The sequence below is a fragment of the Williamsia limnetica genome (genome assembly GCF_003217475.1).
In the GTDB taxonomy this organism is placed as follows: Bacteria; Actinomycetota; Actinomycetes; order Mycobacteriales; family Mycobacteriaceae; genus Williamsia; species Williamsia limnetica.
Genome location: NZ_QJSP01000001.1, coordinates 421,296 through 440,164 on the forward strand (window position 1 = coordinate 421,296; position 18,869 = coordinate 440,164).

18 protein-coding genes and 1 riboswitch are annotated in these 18,869 nt (G+C 66.2%); all 18 genes read right to left on the minus strand.

Annotated elements, in window-relative coordinates:
- Positions 1–64 precede the first annotated feature (64 nt).
- Positions 65–1,048 carry a DNA-binding protein WhiA gene (whiA, locus tag DFR67_RS02015; RefSeq protein ID WP_084836855.1) on the minus strand — a complete coding sequence of 328 codons (984 nt, stop codon included), beginning with the start codon at positions 1,046–1,048 and terminating at the stop codon, positions 65–67.
- Positions 1,039–2,106 carry a gluconeogenesis factor YvcK family protein gene (locus DFR67_RS02020; RefSeq protein ID WP_110467711.1) on the minus strand — a complete coding sequence of 356 codons (1,068 nt, stop codon included), beginning with the start codon at positions 2,104–2,106 and terminating at the stop codon, positions 1,039–1,041. Before DFR67_RS02020 ends, whiA begins: the two co-directional genes overlap by 10 nt.
- Positions 2,103–3,017 (minus strand): RNase adapter RapZ, encoded by a 915-nt coding sequence (gene rapZ / locus DFR67_RS02025; protein WP_110467712.1) that lies wholly within the window; start codon positions 3,015–3,017, stop codon positions 2,103–2,105. The genes DFR67_RS02020 and rapZ overlap by 4 nt, the downstream gene beginning before the upstream one ends.
- On the minus strand, positions 3,014–5,041 hold the full coding sequence (gene uvrC / locus DFR67_RS02030) for an excinuclease ABC subunit UvrC (protein WP_110467713.1): 2,028 nt from the start codon (positions 5,039–5,041) through the stop codon (positions 3,014–3,016). Before uvrC ends, rapZ begins: the two co-directional genes overlap by 4 nt.
- Positions 5,042–5,161: 120 nt before the next feature.
- Complete coding sequence (locus DFR67_RS02035; RefSeq protein ID WP_245937678.1) at positions 5,162–5,587, minus strand: PH domain-containing protein; 426 nt, start codon at positions 5,585–5,587, stop codon at positions 5,162–5,164.
- A gap of 101 nt (positions 5,588–5,688) precedes the next feature.
- Entirely contained in the window at positions 5,689–6,183 is a 495-nt protein-coding gene (gene ribH, locus DFR67_RS02040) for a 6,7-dimethyl-8-ribityllumazine synthase (protein ID WP_110467715.1), read from the minus strand.
- Positions 6,180–7,511 (minus strand): bifunctional 3,4-dihydroxy-2-butanone-4-phosphate synthase/GTP cyclohydrolase II, encoded by a 1,332-nt coding sequence (locus tag DFR67_RS02045; protein WP_110467716.1) that lies wholly within the window; start codon positions 7,509–7,511, stop codon positions 6,180–6,182. The genes ribH and DFR67_RS02045 overlap by 4 nt, the downstream gene beginning before the upstream one ends.
- On the minus strand, positions 7,508–8,110 hold the full coding sequence (locus DFR67_RS02050; RefSeq protein ID WP_110467717.1) for a riboflavin synthase: 603 nt from the start codon (positions 8,108–8,110) through the stop codon (positions 7,508–7,510). The genes DFR67_RS02045 and DFR67_RS02050 overlap by 4 nt, the downstream gene beginning before the upstream one ends.
- A 65-nt stretch (positions 8,111–8,175) precedes the next feature.
- A riboswitch (FMN riboswitch) is annotated at positions 8,176–8,333 on the minus strand.
- Between the two features lie 62 nt (positions 8,334–8,395).
- Positions 8,396–9,403, minus strand: coding sequence for a bifunctional diaminohydroxyphosphoribosylaminopyrimidine deaminase/5-amino-6-(5-phosphoribosylamino)uracil reductase RibD (gene ribD / locus DFR67_RS02055; RefSeq protein WP_110467718.1), 1,008 nt, complete (start codon positions 9,401–9,403; stop codon positions 8,396–8,398).
- A gap of 4 nt (positions 9,404–9,407) precedes the next feature.
- Positions 9,408–10,073 carry a ribulose-phosphate 3-epimerase gene (gene rpe / locus DFR67_RS02060; protein ID WP_245937657.1) on the minus strand — a complete coding sequence of 222 codons (666 nt, stop codon included), beginning with the start codon at positions 10,071–10,073 and terminating at the stop codon, positions 9,408–9,410.
- Positions 10,074–10,184: 111 nt separating this feature from the next.
- On the minus strand, positions 10,185–11,558 hold the full coding sequence (locus DFR67_RS02065) for an RsmB/NOP family class I SAM-dependent RNA methyltransferase (protein ID WP_110467719.1): 1,374 nt from the start codon (positions 11,556–11,558) through the stop codon (positions 10,185–10,187).
- Positions 11,555–12,493, minus strand: a complete 939-nt coding sequence (gene fmt, locus DFR67_RS02070) for a methionyl-tRNA formyltransferase (protein WP_110467720.1) — start codon at positions 12,491–12,493, stop codon at positions 11,555–11,557. The genes DFR67_RS02065 and fmt overlap by 4 nt, the downstream gene beginning before the upstream one ends.
- Before the next feature lie 210 nt (positions 12,494–12,703).
- The gene (locus DFR67_RS30385; RefSeq protein ID WP_158539875.1) at positions 12,704–14,743 is read right to left on the minus strand and encodes a primosomal protein N'; all 2,040 of its coding nucleotides are present in this window, start codon (positions 14,741–14,743) and stop codon (positions 12,704–12,706) included.
- A gap of 24 nt (positions 14,744–14,767) precedes the next feature.
- A complete protein-coding gene (gene metK, locus DFR67_RS02080; protein ID WP_110467721.1) occupies positions 14,768–15,976 on the minus strand; it encodes a methionine adenosyltransferase in 1,209 nt (402 codons plus the stop codon).
- 80 nt (positions 15,977–16,056) lie between these two features.
- A complete protein-coding gene (gene coaBC, locus DFR67_RS02085) occupies positions 16,057–17,334 on the minus strand; it encodes a bifunctional phosphopantothenoylcysteine decarboxylase/phosphopantothenate--cysteine ligase CoaBC (RefSeq protein ID WP_110467722.1) in 1,278 nt (425 codons plus the stop codon).
- 31 nt (positions 17,335–17,365) lie between these two features.
- On the minus strand, positions 17,366–17,668 hold the full coding sequence (gene rpoZ / locus DFR67_RS02090; RefSeq protein WP_110467723.1) for a DNA-directed RNA polymerase subunit omega: 303 nt from the start codon (positions 17,666–17,668) through the stop codon (positions 17,366–17,368).
- 7 nt (positions 17,669–17,675) lie between these two features.
- A complete protein-coding gene (gene gmk / locus DFR67_RS02095; RefSeq protein WP_211324917.1) occupies positions 17,676–18,233 on the minus strand; it encodes a guanylate kinase in 558 nt (185 codons plus the stop codon).
- Positions 18,234–18,278: 45 nt separating this feature from the next.
- Entirely contained in the window at positions 18,279–18,596 is a 318-nt protein-coding gene (gene mihF / locus DFR67_RS02100) for an integration host factor, actinobacterial type (protein WP_023959453.1), read from the minus strand.
- Positions 18,597–18,869 lie beyond the last annotated feature (273 nt).

Consider the following 18,869-nt stretch of genomic DNA (forward strand, 5'->3'; position numbering starts at 1 on the left):
TCGGATGCGCCGGACCGTCCGTCGGCCCGATCGGGCGGACCGGTGTCGTCGGACCCGGCGCTCGTCAGTCGTCGTCGAGCAGGTCGGCGGTGACCGCCGATTCTGTGTCCGGGATGCCGTCGGTTCGCGCCTTTTTGTCGGCCATCGACAGGAGCCGGCGGATTCGTCCGGCCACGGCGTCTTTGGTCATCGGCGGGTCGGCGAGTTGCCCGAGTTCCTCGAGCGAGGCCTGCCGATGTGTGATCCGCAACTGGCCTGCCGTGATCAGGTGGTCCGGGACCTGGTCACCCAAGATCTCGAGCGCACGCTCGACGCGCGCAGCGGCCGCCACGGCGGCGCGAGCGGAGCGGCGCAGGTTGGCGTCGTCGAAGTTCGCCAGCCGGTTCGCCGTTGCCCGGACCTCGCGGCGCATGCGTCGCTCTTCCCAGGTGAGCCTGGTGTCCTGGGCGCCCATCCGCGTGAGCAGGGCGCCGATCGCCTCGCCGTCGCGGATGACCACCCGGTCCGCACCGCGCACCTCGCGGGCCTTCGCTGTGACGCCCAGGCGACGGGCAGCACCGACAAGTGCCAGCGCAGCCTCCGGACCGGGGCAACTCACCTCGAGCGCCGAGGAACGTCCGGGCTCCGTCAGCGATCCGTGTGCGAGAAAGGCGCCGCGCCAGGCTGCTTCGGCGTCACCGACGCTGCCGCCGACAACCTGGGCAGGCAACCCGCGCACGGGACGGCCGCGCATGTCGAGCAAACCCGTCTGCCGAGCAAGCGCTTCGCCGTCCTTGGTGACGCGGACGATGTACCGCGCGCTCTTCCGGATGCCGCCGGCGCTGAGCACGTGCACCTCGGAGTTGTACCCGTACAACTCGAAGATCTCCCGACGCAGCCGGCGAGCGACGTTACCGAGGTCGACCTCGGCTTCGACCACGACTCGCCCTGCGACGATGTGCAGCCCACCCGCAAACCGGAGCAACGCCGACACCTCTGCCTTGCGGCTGCTCACCTGGGTCACCGCCAGACGACTCAGTTCGTCTTTGACCGCGGATGTCATCGCCACTCGACGTCGTCCCCTTCATTGGTTGTTTCAGATGCAGATTGTCCGACTGTCGATCGGTAACTTGAGGCTTCACTATCGCACAGACTCCGGATGAGGGCGGCCACCCTTCCCGGGTCATGGGTGTGCGTTCCGGGAACGGCGAGCTCACCGTCGTGCAGTGTCGCCCCGAATTGTGAGGCGGCCCGCTCGACATGCTCCCGTTCGCGACCGACGGGCACCGAACCGGAGTCCACGACGACGTGGTCCACCCGGAAGTCGTCCGCGTGTGCGAACAGCACGTGGAGGTGTCGCTCCACCGAAAAGCCCGCTGTCTCACCGGGTTCGGGGGCGAGGTTGACGATCAAGATTTTGCGGGCCTTGGTGCGTTTGAGAGCCGCGAGCTGCTCGGGGACGAGCACATGCGGGATCACACTCGAGAACCACGATCCCGGTCCGAGTACCACCACATCAGCGTTGTCGATCGCTTCGACGGCCTGCGCGCAGGCCGGTGGGTCGTCCGGCGACAAGCGGACGCGACGGACCTTTCCCGGCGTCGTCGCGACCGCAACCTGCCCACGGATCGGTCTGCTGATCCGTGGATCGGCCTCGAGCCCGGAGACGTCGGCCTCGATCGTCAGAGCCGTCGCGGACATGGGCAGCACCCGGCCCCTCACCCCGAACAGGGCCGTGATCATCTCGAGAGCCTCGACGGCGTCGCCGGTTACCTCGGTCAGTCCGGCGAGCAACAAATTGCCCACCGGATGCCCCGCAAGCGCACCCTGTCCGCCGAAACGGTGCTGCAGCAGGGCCGCCCATTCCCTCGGAGGCCGAGAACCGGGTCCGGTCTCGGCCTGCTCGGGAGCCGGATCGGTCGCCGACAGCAGGGCCGCGATCGCCATGCGCAGATCGCCGGGAGGAAGGATGCCCAACTCCGCTCGCAGCCGCCCCGACGAACCGCCGTCGTCGGCAACCGTGACGACGGCTGTGACATCGTCACTGAGCCGGCGCATCGCGGTCAGCGTTGCGTAGAGACCGTGACCACCACCGAGGGCAACGATCGCAGGATCGGTGCCACTCATTCGCGCCCCAGATCGCGATGCGCGACGCGCACCGAGAAGGCATCGGAGTCAGGACCGGTACGCGAGAGCCGGGCAGCCAGCTCTTCGCTCATTGCCACACTGCGGTGCTTTCCACCGGTACAGCCGATGGCCACCGTCATGTAGCGCTTGCCCTCCCGCCGGTACCCGGCGCCGACCAGTCGCAGGATCTGCTCGTACTTGTCGAGGAACTCCCCCGCGCCTTCCTGCCCGAGTACGTAGTCCCGGACCGGTTCCTCGAGGCCGTCGTGATCCCGCAGTTCCGGGACCCAATATGGATTGGGCAGGAATCGGACGTCGGCCACCATATCCGCGTCGATCGGGAGCCCGTACTTGAAGCCGAAGGATTCGACGACGACGCTCACGTCGGCAACGGATTCACTGGCATATGCGCCCTCGATGATCACCCGCAGACGCTGGACCGAGAGGCCGGAGGTGTCGACGACGAGGTCGGCGCGTTCTTTCACCGCGGCCAGCATCGTCCGCTCGGCAGCGATGGCCGAGATCAGGGTTCCTTTGCCCTGCAACGGGTGACGCCGGCGTACCTGCTCGAACCGCTGCACCAGAACCTGTTCTGAAGCCTCGATGAACACCACCCTGGGGTGGATCCCCGCCTCATCGAGTTCGGTGCGCAGCTCCTCGAGTGCGGCGGCGTAGGAGTTCCCCTGGATACGCATGACCAGCGCCAACCGGGAGATGGCAGAGTTCTCCTTACGAGCCACGTCGACCATCGAACCGATGAGGGTGTGGGGAACGTTGTCCGCCACGTACCACCCCGCGTCCTCGAGCAGGTTCGCCACGGTGCTGCTACCCGCCCCGGACAAACCGGTGACCAACAACACCTCTGGCCGTCCGGTGCCCGCGCGCTCCGCGTCGGCCTGGGTTTCGCTCAACTGCTGGGTCCCGTCTTCTCGGTGTCCTGATTATGTTCGACAAGTGCCTCCTGCACCGCTTTTGCGGTCATTTGCCCGATACCCGGCACCTCCGCGATCTGTTCGATGGTGGCCTGTCGCAGATTTGCGACAGAACCGAAATGCGCGACCAGCGCGGACCGGCGGGTACTACCCAGGCCCGGTACGCCGTCGAGCGCAGACGCGGTCATCCGTTTGCTGCGCTTGCTGCGATGGAAACTGATCGCGAAACGGTGAGCTTCGTCGCGCACACGCTGGAGCAGGAACAATGCCTCGCTCGTGCGCGGGAAGATCACCGGATCGTCGTCGCCCGGTACCCAGACCTCTTCGAGGCGCTTCGCCAACCCGACGACCGCGACGTCGGTGATGTTGAGTTCGTCGAGCACCGCAGCGGCGGCGTGCACCTGAGGCGCTCCCCCGTCGACCACGAACAGATTCGGCGGATAGGCGAACTTCCGCGGTCTGCCCGTCTTCGGGTCGATCGCCGCTTCGGGCGCCAGGTCGCCACCGCTCACATCGGCGAGCGGCGGAGGCGGCGGCACGGGCGAACTCTCGGCCAGATCCGCCCGATGCCGAAGGAACCGGCGCCGCGTGACCTCAGCGATGGAGGCGACGTCGTCGGAGTGACCGTCTCCGGCGGCCTCCCGGATCGCGTAATGCCGGTAGTCGGACTTACGGGGCAACCCGTCCTCGAAGACCACCAGCGAGGCGACGACGTCGGTGCCCTGCACATGGGAGATGTCGATGCACTCGATGCGCAACGGCGCTGTGTCCAGGCCGAGGGTGTCCTGGATCTCCGTCAGCGCCGCCGACCGCGTCGTCAGATCACCGGCGCGTTTGAGTTTGTGTTGAGCAAGAGCGCCGGAGGCGTTCCGTGCGACCGTCTCCATCAACGCCTTCTTGTCGCCCCGCTGCGGGATCCGCAGATCGACATTGCTCCCGCGCAGTCCCGAAAGCCATTCGCGCACTTCGCCGACATTCGGGGGCAACGCCTGGACGAGGACCTCACGCGGAACAGGATCCGCGGACGCATGGCCGTCCTCCACCGACACGGACGCTGCCTGCTCCACCTGCTCGCCGTAGAACTGCGTCAAGAACTGGCCGACCTGGTCGGCCATGTCATCGTCACCCGACTTCTCGACAATCCAGCCCCGCTGCCCCAGAACGCGACCGCCGCGTACATGGAAGACCTGGACCGAGACCTCGAGATCGTCCCCGTCCATCGCGACGAGGTCGGCGTCGGTCCCGTCGCCGAGCACCACCGACTGCCGCTCGAGCGCCCTTCGCAGGGCCCCGATGTCGTCGCGGAGCCTAGCCGCGCGTTCGAAGTCGAGAGCAGTGGATGCCTTCTCCATCTGCGATTGCAGATTGTTGATCATCCGGTCGGTTCGGCCTGCGAGGAAGTCACAGAAGTCCTCGACGATGACCCGGTGCTCTTCTGCGCTGACACGACCGATGCACGGCGCAGCACACTTGTCGATGTACCCGAGCAGACACGGCCGGTCAATCTGCCTGTGCCGCTTGAACACTCCATTGGAACACGTACGGGCCGGAAACACCCTGGTTAACAGATCGAGGGTCTCCCGGATCGCCCAGGCGTGCGCGTAGGGACCGAAGTACCGGACGCCCTTGCGCCGCGGACCGCGATAGACGAACAACCGTGGATACTCCTCGGCCATGGTGACCGCGAGCATCGGATAACTCTTGTCGTCGCGATACCGGACGTTGAACCGCGGATCGAACTCTTTGATCCAGTTGTATTCGAGCTGCAGCGCCTCGACCTCGGTCGAGACCACGGTCCACTCGACCGACGCGGCAGTCGTGACCATCTGCCGCGTACGGGGATGCAGCGAGGTCAGGTCAGCGAAGTACGACGTCAGTCGCGAGCGCAGACTCTTCGCCTTCCCGACGTAGATCACACGCCGATGGACGTCCCTGAACTTGTAGACACCGGGCTCGGTGGGAATGCTCCCCGGAGCCGGGCGGTACGTCGACGGGTCAGCCACAATTCCAGGCTAGTACCCGGTCACGACAGATCTAAATTGGTCGAGCTCCGCTGGCGCTACGTCTCCGCCTAAATTGGTCGAGCTCCGCTGGCGCTACGTCTCCGCCCAAATTGGTCGAGCTCAGCGCGGAGCGAAACGCTCCTGCAGTTCTCGGAACTCGGCCATCGCGGACACAGCGCGCTCGCCGTCATTCGCCTGGATCGCCAGAATCGGACTGAACTCGTCGTCCGGCAGTTCCAGACGCGCCCAGTTGCCGCTGTCCGGGTACCAGACTCCCCTGACGATGCTCCAGTCGAAAACCCGCTCGCCGAGCAGATTTCGTATCCCTACGCCTTCGGCCCCCACCCGCAGCCGGGCCCGGCAGAGCAGCATCATGGAACCGCCGATCACCACGCCGATCAAGCCCATCGCGATCTGGTCCGAGGTCTGGAAGTTTGCTCCCGTATCCCCGATCGTCAGCAGCGCCCCGATGACGACATGGACGATGATCACCGCCACCGCGGCGATCGTTGCATACAACGGTGACCGGCGCGGGCGGTAGACCATCAGCCATCGTGGCTCGTCGGCCGTCTCCCCGCGCTCGGCGTTTGTGCTCACGGGTGATCCTGTCGCAACTGCATGCGGCACCCTGTTCTCGTCCGCGCTCATCAGACGCCGGCGTGGTACTCGCCACGCGAGAGTGCCCGCAGGGTCAACGCGGAGGCGATGGCCGCCGTGGCCGCCTGGGCGCCCTTGTCCTCCGAGGAATCGGGCAACCCGGCCCGGTCCAGCGCCTGCTGTTCATTGTTGGTGGTGAGCACTCCGTTGCCGACCGGCGTCGATTCGTCCAGCGAGACGCGCGTGAGTCCGCTGGTGACCGCATCACACACGTACTCGAAGTGTGGCGTCTCACCGCGGATCACGACGCCCAGCGCGACGACGGCATCGTGATTGCGGGCAAGGGCTTGCACGATGACCGGGAGTTCGATCGCACCTGCGACCCGAACAATGGTGGGCTCATCGACACCGACCTTGGCTGCCGCCGTGGTGGCGCCGCTGAGCAGCGATTCGCAGATGGTGGAATGCCATTGCGAGGCGACTATCGCCACCTGCAGTTTGCTGGCATCTCCGAGTTCGAGTTCTGGTTCGCCTGCACCGCTCATGCGGGATTTCCTCCAGTGATGTTGATCGGTTGCACCCCGCCGGTGTCGGTTCCGTGCGGGTCGTCGAGCCCGACGAGGTCGTGCCCCATCCGATCCCGTTTGGTGCGCAGATAGCGAAGATTCTCGGCGTTCGGCCGTACCGGCATCGCCACACGGTCGGTGATGTGCAGGCCGTAGCCGTCGAGCCCGACTCGCTTGGCCGGGTTGTTGGTGAGCAGTCGCATCGAGGCGACGCCGAGATCGACCAGGATCTGCGCACCGAGACCGTAGTCACGCGAATCGGCGGGCAGGCCGAGCTCGAGGTTCGCATCGACGGTGTCCGAACCTGCGTCCTGCAGTTGGTAGGCCTGCAGTTTGTGCAGCAATCCGATACCCCTGCCCTCGTGACCGCGCATGTAGAGCACGATCCCGCGGCCCTCCTGCGCGACCATCTCGAGCGCAGCGTCGAGCTGGGGGCCGCAATCGCACCGCAGTGAGCCGAAGACGTCACCGGTCAGGCACTCCGAGTGGACCCGGACCAGAACGTCGTTGCCTTCACCGTCGGCGCCGGGGATGTCGCCCAGAACCAGAGCAACATGCTCGACCTCGTCGTAAATGCTGGTGTAGCCGACGGCCCGGAACGTGCCATGTGCGGTGGGGATACGTGCATCCGCCACCCGTACGACGTGCTTCTCATGACGACGACGCCACGCGATCAGGTCCGCGATGGAGATCAGCGCCAGATCGTGTTCGTCGGCGAAGACACGTAGCTCGGGGGTCTGGGCCATGTCGCCCTCGTCCTTCTGGCTGACGATCTCGCAGATCACGCCCGCCGGCGTCAGACCGGCCATCCGGGCGAGATCCACAGCGGCCTCGGTGTGGCCGGGGCGGCGCAGGACGCCACCTTCCTTCGCACGCAGCGGCACCACATGTCCGGGTCGCGTGAAGTCGCCTGCCGTGCTCTCCGGATTGGCGAGCAGACGCATCGTCGCTGCCCGATCCGACGCACTGATCCCGGTGCCGATGCCCACGCGGGCGTCGACGGTGACGGTGTACGCCGTCCCGTGCTTGTCCTGGTTCACCGAGTACATAGGCGGCAGTCCGAGCCGGTCGCAGTCGGCCCCATCGAGCGGCACGCATAGATAGCCCGAGGTGTACCGGACCATGAACGCGACGAGTTCGGGGGTCGCCTTCTCCGCCGCGAAGATGAGATCGCCCTCGTTCTCACGATCCTCGTCGTCGACCACGACAACAGCCTTACCTGCGGCGATGTCGGCTATCGCCCGCTCGACCGTGTCGAACCTGGTGCTCTGGGACAGCCCCTGTGGCTTGTCTGCAGTGTTGTTCATCGCTCCACTCCGATCGAAGCCAGCCGTTCGACGTACTTTGCGATCACGTCGACTTCCAGGTTAACCACCACGCCCGGGGCAGCGGCACCCAAGGTCGTCAAGGTCAGAGTCGTTGGGATGAGTGAGATTTCGAACCAGTCCGGCCCGACCGCCGAAACAGTGAGGGACACGCCGTCGACGGTGATCGACCCCTTCTCGACGATGTAGCGGGCGAGTGACCCGGTGATCGCGATGCGCACGACAGTCCAGTTCTCGCCCGTGTTGACCGATTCGACGGTGCCGACCCCATCGACGTGGCCCTGCACGATGTGCCCACCGAACCGGCCGTTCGCGGGCATGGCCCGCTCCAGGTTCACCGGGCTACCCGGTCCTACGGCTTCCAGTGAACTGCGGCGCAGGGTCTCGCCCATCACGTCGACGGTGAACTCGCCGCCGGCAAGGATGTCGACGACCGTGAGGCAGACACCGTTGACGGAAATCGAGTCGCCATGGCCGGCGTCGCTGGTGACGAGGGGCCCGCGGACGGTGAACCGTGCCGCATCCGTCAGATCTTCCCGCGCGACAATGCTGCCGCGTTCTTCGACGATCCCGGTGAACATCGCCTACTCCTTCAATCGCTGCGCGATCTCAGGGCGGCACATGACACGTCTGGGCGACACATCAGTGGCGTTCTCTCACGTCCGGACTGTAACCGTCGGCTCCGGGATCTCACCGGAATCTGCTGACCCTCCACCGTGGTGAAGGCGCTCGCGGGCTGAGAGAATGATCGGATCATTCGCCTTTACCGCCGGTGGGGAATCACACCCCGCCCCGAGAACTTCCACCATCGACGCTAGCACACCGACCATGGCAGCTGAGCAGGCGTAACACCAAGACTGCGCCGGTCAGCGGGTTGCGGTCAGGGTGAGCAGAATGTCGTCGCCCAAGGTTTCGGCACTGTGGGTCGAAAAGCGGTGGCCCTGGGTCAGGGTCTGCACCGTGTCGTCGACCACGGCGACGGCTCCCCCACCGATCACCAGCGGCGCGATGTACGCCTGGACGCGATCGACCAGCCCGGCCGCAAAGAAAGCGCCCAGCAAGCGGGACCCGCCCTCGATCTGGACATTCGTCAGATCACCCAGGGCTTCGAGGACCCGGTTCGGATCGCGCTCACGCACCGCCAGCGTGCGGGCGTCGTCATTGAAGATCCGTGCCTGCGGCGAGATCTCCGACAGTCCGACCACCACCCGCAGCGGCTGGTGCCGGTGCAGCGAGCCGTCGGGGTGTCGCGCAGTCAGCGTCGGGTCATCGGCCAACACAGTTCCGGTGCCGACGATGATCGCGTCAAGCTGAGCCCGCTCGGAATGCACACGTGCGCGGGCCGCATCGCCGGTGATCCATTGACTCGTGCCATCCGGGGCCGCGATTCGCCCGTCGACGGAAGCCGCGAACTTGGCCGTGACCATGGGACGCCCGTGCTCCTGTCGGAACAGCCACTCCCGCAACGGGCCCGAACTCACCTCGGTCGCCCGGACGCCGGCCTGCACCAGCACACCCGCATCCTCGAGCCGGCGATGACCGCCGGTGGCGAGTGGATTGGGATCGGTAACGGCGTACGCGACCGCGCGCACGCCCGCGGCGATCAATGCCTCGGTGCAGGGCCCGGTCCGTCCGGTGTGATTACACGGTTCGAGGGTGACCACCGCAGTACCACCCGCGGCACGGGCGCCTGCCTGCGACAGGGCGTTCACCTCGGCGTGGGCACCGCCAGGGGCACTCGTATGCCCGATCCCGGCCACCGCACCGTCGGCGTCCAGGATGACTGCTCCGACCGGCGGGTTCGGTGAGCTGATCCCGCGAGCCCCGAGCGACGCGGAGATCGCCCGCGTCATGGCGCCGTCGACGTCGGTCATGAAATCAGCGCGCGCTGGTCGCCTGGGCGCGCAACGACTGCACCGCAGCAGCGGGATCGGCAGCGTTGTAGACCGCCGACCCGGCGACAAAGCAGTCGACTCCGGCCTCGGCGGCCTGTTCGATGGTGTCGGCGTTGATGCCACCGTCGATCTCGACGAGCACCCGCAATTCACCCGAGTCCACGAGCGACCGGACCCGGCGCACCTTGTCGAGTACCTCGGGGATGAACGACTGCCCACCGAATCCCGGTTCGACGCTCATCACCAGCAACGTGTCGAAGCTCTTGAGGATCTCGAGGTACGGATCGAGGTCGGTGCCGGGTTTGATGCTGAGTCCTGCTTTCGCTCCAGCGGCCCGGATGTCGCGGCCCACCGCGATCGGGTCGTCGGTGGCTTCCGCGTGGAACGTCACGTTGTACGCCCCGGCCTCGGCGTACCCCGGCGCCCAGCGACCCGGATCATCGATCATCAGGTGGCAGTCGATCGGGATGTCGGTGCTCTTGAGCAAGCTCTGGACCACCGGCAGCCCCAGCGTCAGGTTGGGGACGAAATGGCCGTCCATCACATCCACATGCAACCAGTCAGCACCCGCGACCGCATCGGCTTCGGCACCGAGCTTCGCGAAGTCGGCGGACAGAATGGACGGCGCGATCATCGGAGGCGTCTGCATGACTGTCATCCTAAGGTGGACCGCTTTCGGCACGGTCGACCCGTCAGACCACAACCCGACTGTTGGTTGTGCCGGTAACCAGGTGGGCGTCGCATGGCGCCACCGAGCCCGTCAGTTCTTGCGCAACGCCGCGAAGAACATGGCATCGGTGCCGTGCAGGTGCGGCCACAACTGCACATAGGGTCCGGATCCGAGTCCCTCGATGCCTGCGGGAACGAGAGCACGGGTGTCGAGCGCGGTCACGGGGAGTTCGGCGACGATCCGATCCACAACTCCCGCGGTCTCTTCCGGGTGTGGTGAACAGGTCGAGTACACCACGACCCCACCCGGACGCAGCAGTTCGATCGCGGAGCTGAGCAATTGGTGCTGCAGCACGACGAGTTCCGCCACATCCTCCGGATTCCGACGCCATCGCGCCTCGGGTCTGCGTCGCAGCGCACCCAACCCGGTGCAGGGTGCATCGACGAGGACTCGATCGAATCCCGGGTCCAGCCCGGTGTCGCGACCGTCGGCGACGTGCACGTCGACCGGTAGATCGCGGGTGGATTTGCTGATCAGCTCCGCCCGGTGCGGCGCCTTCTCGACGGCGTCGACCCTGGCGCCCTCGATCTCGGCCAACGCCCCGAGCAGCGCAGCCTTTCCCCCCGGGCCTGCACAGAGATCCAGCCAGCGACCGGTATCCGGCCCCTCGAGCGGTGCCTGCGCCAAGGTCCGGGCAACCAGCTGACTACCCTCGTCCTGCACCCCTGCCAGACCTTCGCGAATCGGCTCGAGGTCGCCGGGGTCGCCGCCGTCGAGATATACGCAGTACGGCGAGTACCGACCGACCTCACCGCCGGTGATCAGCGCCAATTCCTCGGCCGTGATCATTCCCGGCCGGGCCACCAGATGGGTCAGCGGACGTTCGTCGTCCGCAGCGAGTGCAGCCTGCAGTGCGCCGGCCGAACCACCGAGCGCTTCGTTGAACACCTCCGCGATCCAGCGGGGATGAGCGTATTGAAAAGCCAGGTGCCCGATGAGGTCGTCCGTGATGGACGGCGCCAGCGACTGCACCCACAGGTCTTCGTCACGCTGAGAGATCTTGCGCAGCACCGCGTTGGCGAATCCCACCGGGCCGTGGCCCGAGCGGGAACGGACGAGATCCACTGAGGTGGATACGGCCGCATGCGCCCCGATTCTGGTGCGCAGCAACTGGTAGGTGCCGAGCCGCAGGACGTCGAGCACCGCACCGTCGATGTCGGTGACAGGACGCTTGGCGACCTCGGCGATGATGACGTCGAGCATCCCGACAGCACGCGACGTCCCGTAGGTCAGCTCCGTCGCAAGAGCGGCATCTCGGCCCGTGATCTTCCTGTCTCGCAACATCTTCGGCAACACCAAGTTGGCGTAGGCATCGCGTTCACGGACCGCGGCAAGGACATCGACGGCGGCCACGCGTGCCGGGTCGATAGGTGTGTGTTCGCGTTGATCTGTTGGCTGGTTCATGTCAGTGCCTGTTCGTTGGTCAATCTGGCACCTCGCGCCCAGTCGGCGCCCGCCATCGCTTTTTTGCCCTGCGGCTGGACGGTGTCCAGTCGGATCGGATCGGTTTTGGTCCCGACGAGTAGGGCTTTTTTCGTGACCTGCAGCTCCCCTGCCGCGGGCGCCGGCTCGTCGTCACCGGCCCGCACCACCGACGCCGCCAGCACCTTCACCCTGAGGTCGTCCAGTGTCGTCCACGCGCCGGGAGCGGGTGTCATCGCCCTGATGTGCCGATCGATCAGGTGTGCCGGAAGATCCCATCGGATCCGAGCGTGGTCGATGGAGATCTTAGGAGCTGTGCTGACGCCTTCTGATTGCTGCGGCACAGCGATCAGCTCACCGTCTTCCAGCCCGTCCAGAGTGGCTGTCAGCAGCCCGGCACCGAACTCCGACAACCTGGTCAGCAGCGTTCCCGCGGTGTCATCGGGGCGAATACGCTCAGTCACCACCCCGAACACCGGCCCGGTGTCGAGGCCCGCCTCGATACGGAACGTGCTGGCCCCGGTCATCTCGTCGCCGGCAGCGATCGCCGCTTGCACCGGTGCGGCGCCCCGCCAGGCAGGCAGCAGCGAGAAGTGCAGGTTGATCCACCCGTGGGTCGGCAGGTCCAGCAGTGACGCCGGCACCCGTCCGCCATACGCGACCACCGGGATGCACTCGGGCGCCCACTCCTCGAGTTGCGCGACCGAATCCGGATCAGCCAGCTTCCGCGGAGTGATGACGGGCACACCGTTGTCGTCCGCGAGTTGCGCCACCGGCGAGCGGGTCACCTTGCGCCCGCGTCCGGCAGCGGCGTCGGGGCGGCTGATCACGCCGACCACCTCGTGTCGAGGTGAATCGAGCAGAGCCTGCAGCGGACCGACCGCAGGCTCCGGGGTGCCCGCGAACACCACGCGCATATGAATCCTCCATGGTCTGTCCCTGCCGAACATTCGTCACGGCCAGCCAACAGCGTAGTTGGCCGGTCCGCGGGAACCCATTCGCGTTGTTGCCTCACCCCTGTGCTTGTTGGCTCGCTGGCGCTCGCGTGGAGAACGGCCTTTATCGCGGTGGTGGGCCCAGTACAAAGATCCTGTCGGGGGGGGCCATCACCCTGGTGAGCGAGTTGATTATCCGATGGTGGGCGGATCCATCTGGACTCGGATCGGCGCGGATTCGTGCTGCGCATTGCGCGCGACCTGCGCGGCGTGCAGTGCGGCGGCCAATTCGCGTCCCTGAGCGCGGCTGCAGCGCAGCAGGATCCGCTGCGGATCGGACACCTCGTCGCGATTGAGCCCGGAAGGCAGCCTGACGCCGGGTGGTAATTCGACGGGGCCCAGCAGTTCCCCGCCCGCGGGCAGTTCCACTGTTTCAGCGAAAGCGAGGATCGCCGGACCCTCGCCATCGATGGACGCCATCGTCACCGCAGGCGGAAACGCCAATTCTGTCCGCTGAGACAGTTCCTGCTCTGCGAACCCGACGGGGTCCCAGCGGATCACGGCCTGGACGGGCGCGAGTCCCGCATCGGCGACGATGACGAGCGCGCCGCCGTCACCGTGTGGGCGTACGAGCAGCCCGGCCGAGAGCCAACGCCGGACAGCTTCTTCGCCGGCCCGGAGTTCGGGACGGTCGAGTTGAGCCCAGGTGTCGAGCAGAATCACAGCGCCATAGCCACCGTCGGCGACCGGCTCAGCGCCGGGAGTCGACACCACCACTCGCGCCCCACCTTCGACCGCGTCGACGATCTTGTCGCCGCCTGAGGTCAAGACCGGAACTCCGGGGAAAGCACGTCCCAATTCTTCGGCGGTGCGACGGGCACCGGTCGTCAACGCACGCACCTTGGTGAATCCGCACTCCGCACAACGGAAGTTCGCTTCAGGGTGTCCGCACCAGCGGCAACTCAGCGAGCCGACCGAACCCGCGTGGGCGCCGCCGGCGGCACCGGGCCCATCCGCCTGCATCGGACCGTGACAGCGCCGACACCGAACCTGTGCGCGACAACGCTCGCACGCCAGTGACGGTAGGTACCCCCTCCGGGGGACGCTGAACAGCACCGGCGCGTCCGCAGCGATCGCAGCGCGGGCGGCATCGAACGCGACGGCCGGGATCCGCGCTGATCGGGCGAGTGGGTCACGGGTGATCCGGTTGTCTTCATCGGACAAGGCCTGGACCCTCGGGGTGCGCTTCCGGACCGTGGCGCGTGCACCGGTGAGGTCGTGTGCCCACCCCGCGTTGACCAGGGCTTGGGTCTGCGCTGTGCGCGCCGCGCCGGCCAGCACGAGAGCGCAGGTCTCGGAGTGTGAACGCATCACCGCGACCTCGCGGGTGTGCGGATAGGGCGCCCGGGGTTCGCAGAGGCTGTCGTCGCCGTCGTCCCAGACGACGATGAGACCGAGGTCGGGCACCGGCGCGAACGCGGCGCTGCGTGTGCCGATCACCACCGACGCCTGCCCCCGGAGAGCACGTAACCAGCGTCGATAACGCGCCGATGGACCCAGCCCCGCAGACAGCGACACCACCCGGTCGCCGAGCAGCGGTTCGCAGGCCGCCTCCAACCGGACCAGGTCTCGCTGGTCGGGGACGACGACGATCGCGGAACGCCCGTTGACGACGGTGTGACACGCGAGTTCCGCCAGCCGGGCCGGCCAGTCCTCTCCTGGCAGCACCTGCCAGGCAGCTCGGGCAGCTTTGCCTTCCGCAATCGCGGCAAGAAACGAATCGGAGTGCTGATATACCGCCCAGGCGTCCAGATCGACCGTCGGAGGCTTGGGGGTACCGGGCGGTGGACCGACCACCTGCTCGGTCCGGGCGTGGCGGGCGGGTATCGCCAGTCGCAGCACGTCCGTCATCGTCCCCGCGTAGCGATCGGCGACAGCGCGCGCCAGCACGGCCAACTCAGGGGTCAGGACCGGTTCCGCGGAGATCACGCGCTCGAGCCAGCCGAGTTTGCCCGGGTGATCGCTGGCCTCGATGCGCTCGAGAATGAACCCGTCGACGAGTCGTCCCGAGAACCGGACCCGCACCCGGACACCCGGCTGTGCATCCAGATGCTGATCCGTCTGCACCTGGTAGTCGAACGGACGATCCAGATGAGCAAGCCCGAGTACTGGGAGAACCCGGGCGATCGGCAACTGCGGCGCGAGTTCGCGCCCCTGCTTGACTGCGCTCATGCCGCGGCGTTTACGCCACGGCGCTCACAGGCCGGCAGCGGCCTTCAGCTTCTCGGCGCGGTCGGTGTGCTCCCAGGGCAGGTCGATGTCGGTACGGCCGAAGTGGCCATAGGCCGCAGTCGGGGCGTAGATCGGCCGCAGCAGGTCCAGGTCACGGATGATGGCGCCCGGACGCAAATCGAACACCTCGGTGATCGCCGACTGGATCTTGGCGCGATCGACGTGCTCGGTGCCGAAGGTCTCGACGAACAGCCCGACGGGAGCAGCTTTACCGATGGCGTACGCGACCTGCACCTCGATGCGGTCGGCCAGCCCTGCGGCGATGGCTGTCTTGGCAACCCAGCGCATCGCATAGGCGGCGCTGCGGTCGACCTTCGACGGATCCTTGCCCGAGAACGCACCCCCACCGTGACGGGCCATGCCGCCGTAGGTGTCCACGATGATCTTGCGACCGGTCAGTCCGGCGTCGCCCATCGGACCGCCGAGGACGAACTTGCCCGTCGGGTTGACCAGCAGTCGCACGTCGTTGGTGTCGAGGGTGGGAAGGTTCAGATCGTTGAACACCGACTCGAGGACCTGGTTACGGATGTCGGGCGTGAGGAGGTTTTCCAGATCGATGTCAGCGGCGTGCTGGGTGGACACGACGACCGTATCGAGCCGCACCGGCTTGTCGTCGATGTATTCGATGGTGACCTGGGTCTTACCGTCCGGCCGCAGATACGGCAGCACCCCGGTCTTGCGCACCTCGGTCAGGCGCCGGGCGAGGCGATGGGCCAGCGCGATCGGCACCGGCATGTACTCGGGGGTCTCGTTGGTGGCGTAACCGAACATCAGCCCCTGGTCACCGGCACCCTGCCGTGCGATCTCGTCTTCGGTGATGCCCTCGACACGGGACTCGTAGGCGTTGTCCACGCCCTGTGCGATCTCCGGCGACTGCGCACCGATCGCGATGTTGACGCCACAGGAGTTGCCGTCGAAACCCTTGGCCGACGAGTCGTAGCCGATCTCGAGAACCTTCTCGCGCACGATCTTGGGGATGTCCGCCCAGGCGGTGGTGTTCACCTCGCCGGCAACATGGACCTGACCGGTGGTCACCAGGGTCTCCACCGCAACCCGGGCACGTGGGTCGTCGGTGAGCAGCGCATCCAGGATGGAGTCGCTGATCGCGTCACAGATCTTGTCGGGGTGGCCTTCTGTGACGGACTCGCTGGTGAACAAACGGGAATCGGTCATGGATTTCCTCTCGGAACGGTTGTCCTGGCGGCACGGTGCGCGAAAACCCGCGGACCTCAAATTACACAGTGGTGAAGGTGTCAGTTACATCGACCATCTGTGCCCCCACCATCTGGGCGCAGAACGGTGATCGCGTCAAGTATTCGACTCGCCATGAGTGTTTTGGAGCCGAGCGGCAGTGCCGTCTCGTCACCGCCGGCGGCGAGTATCCAGCCGGTGTTGTGGTCCATTCCGAATGCCTTACCGTCCCCGACGGCATTGACGACCAACAGGTCGCAACCCTTACGGGCGAGCTTTGCGCGGCCGTGGTCCAGTACCCCGTGATGCTCGTCGCCGGTCTCCGCGGCGAAACCGACAATCGAGGTCGTGTCGGGTATCTCCCCGGCGCGGCGGGCCCTCACCAGGCCGGCCAGGATGTCCGGGTTGGTGGTCAATTCGATGGGAGCGGGTCCCTTGTCGGACTTCTTGATCTTGGCACCGGACAAGTGCACCGGACGGAAGTCGGCGACCGCGGCGGCCATGATCACCACGTCGGTCTCCGGAGCACGCTTGCTGATCTCCTCCGACAGCTGCGCCGCGGTGGCGATCCTGATCACCTCGACACCGGCTGGATCGGCAAGGTCTGCGGTGGCACCGGCGACGAGGGTCACCTGGGCGCCGCGCTGGGCGGCCGCACGGGCGAGTGCATAACCCTGCTTGCCGGAACTACGGTTGCCCAGGTAGCGGACAGGGTCGAGCGGTTCGCGGGTCCCGCCTGCGCTGATCAAGAACTTGAGACCTACCAGGTCGTACGGGAGTGCCTCCGGCCGTTCCAGCAGCACATCGCCGAGAAGCGCTATTTCCTGCGGCTCAGGAAGCCTGCCGGCCCCGGTGTCCGCGCCGGTCAGCCGCCCCGACGCGGGGGTGAGAACAGTGGCGCCGTGCTCGCGCAGCAGCGCCACATTCGCCTGAGTTGCTGGGTGCTCCCACATTTCCGTGTGCATCGCCGGTACGTACACGACCGGACAGCGAGCGGTGAGCAGTGTGGAGGTCAACAGATCGTCGGCTCGTCCGCCGGCCGCGCGGGCCATCAGATCGGCAGTCGCGGGTGCTATCAGGACGAGGTCCGCCTCTTGTCCGAGGCGCACGTGTGGAACCAGTGGCACATCATCGAACACAGCGGTGCTGACCGGGTTGCCACTGAGGGCCTCGAACGTGGCGGCGCCGACGAATTTCAGCGCCGCCTCGGTCGGGATCACCCGGACATGGTGGCCGGACTCGGTGAAATGCCTGATCACCGAGGCGACCTTGTACGCGGCTATCCCGCCACCGACTCCGATGACGATGTTCTTACGCGTAGTACTGACCTTCTCGCCCACGAACTCTCGCCTTCGCCGAACTGCGGTGGAATTACTCGCCTTCGGTGTGCTCGAGCAGGTCGGCGTGGATTTCGCGCATGGCGATCGACAGCGGCTTTTCCTGCAGGCCGGGCTCGACCAGCGGTCCGACGTACTCGAGGATCCCGTCGCCGAGCTGGTTGTAGTAATCGTTGATCTGACGTGCCCGCTTGGCCGCGAAGATGACCAATGCGTACTTCGAAGAAGCGCGTTCCAGCAGCTCATCGATCGGCGGGTTCGTGATGCCCAGCGGTGTGTCGTACGCAGTCGCGTCGACCTCGCCGATGAACTCGTCCTGTTGGGTCAAGCTGCTCACAATTCTCCTACGAATTATTCAAACGGGATTCAACCAGCAAGGATAGCAACTTTTGGGCGACCGAGTCGACTTCGTCGTTCACGATGACGTGATCGAACTCATCCGCACTGTCCAGTTCAGCGCGTGCGGTCTCCAATCGGCGCTTGATGACCTCGTCGCTTTCGGTACCCCGCCCGCGTAACCGGGAAACCAGAACGTCCCAGCTCGGAGGCGCGAGGAAGACCGTCACGGCCTCTGGTACGGCCTGGCGAATATTGCGCGCACCGGCCAGATCGACCTCGACCAGAGTGGGTCTGCCCTGTTCCATCGCGTCGAAAACCGGGCGCGCCGGTGTGCCCGACCGCTGCAGTCCACCGTGGATTTCCGCCCACTCGAGCAGTTCACCGGCCTCGATCAGCCGGTCGAACTCCTGCGGCCCGACGAAGAGGTAGTCACGTCCATCGACTTCTCCGGCCCGTGGATCCCGGGTCGTCGCGGACACACTGAACATGAGGTCGGGTAAAAGTTCATGAAGCCGTCGGACAACACTCGACTTGCCGACAGCAGAAGGGCCGGCCAAAACCAGCAGCCGGCCCCTCTGTCGTTGATCTTGGCTCACGTATGCGAGCGATCAGGCAAAGTCGAACTTGGCCAGCAGGGCTTTCTTCTGGCGATCACCCAGGCCGCGCAGGCGGCGGGTCGGGGCGATTTCGAGTTCGGTCATGATTTCCTGCGCCTTGACCTTGCCAACCTTCGGCAGGGCCTCGAGCAGGGCCGACACCTTCATCTTGCCCAGGATCTCATCGTTCTCGGCATCCTTGAGAACTTGCTGCAGATCGGTGCCGCCTCGCTTCAGGCGCTCCTTGAGCTCCGCCCGGGCCCGGCGAGCGGCAGCTGCCTTCTCCAAGGCAGCTGCACGCTGCTCGTCCGTCAACTGGGGAAGGGCCACGGTTCCTCCGATTCGTCTGTGTGTTCAATGCCCCGTCACCGGTGGTGCCGGGGCGGCTGCTCCTGTGTGGGGCAGCGAATGCGACCGTACCCACGTGAGCAGGGATTTGCGACCCCCACCCCGGCATTCCCCCACGAAAACCGGTGTTGTAAGCCTTTCGAACAAGCTGGCGCACACTCGTGCGCACGGATCGGGAATTTTTGGGTTTTGATTCTTCGCAGATCCCAAACACGCTGGCCGACAGGCTATTTCGAACGACCATTCGCCAAAGTG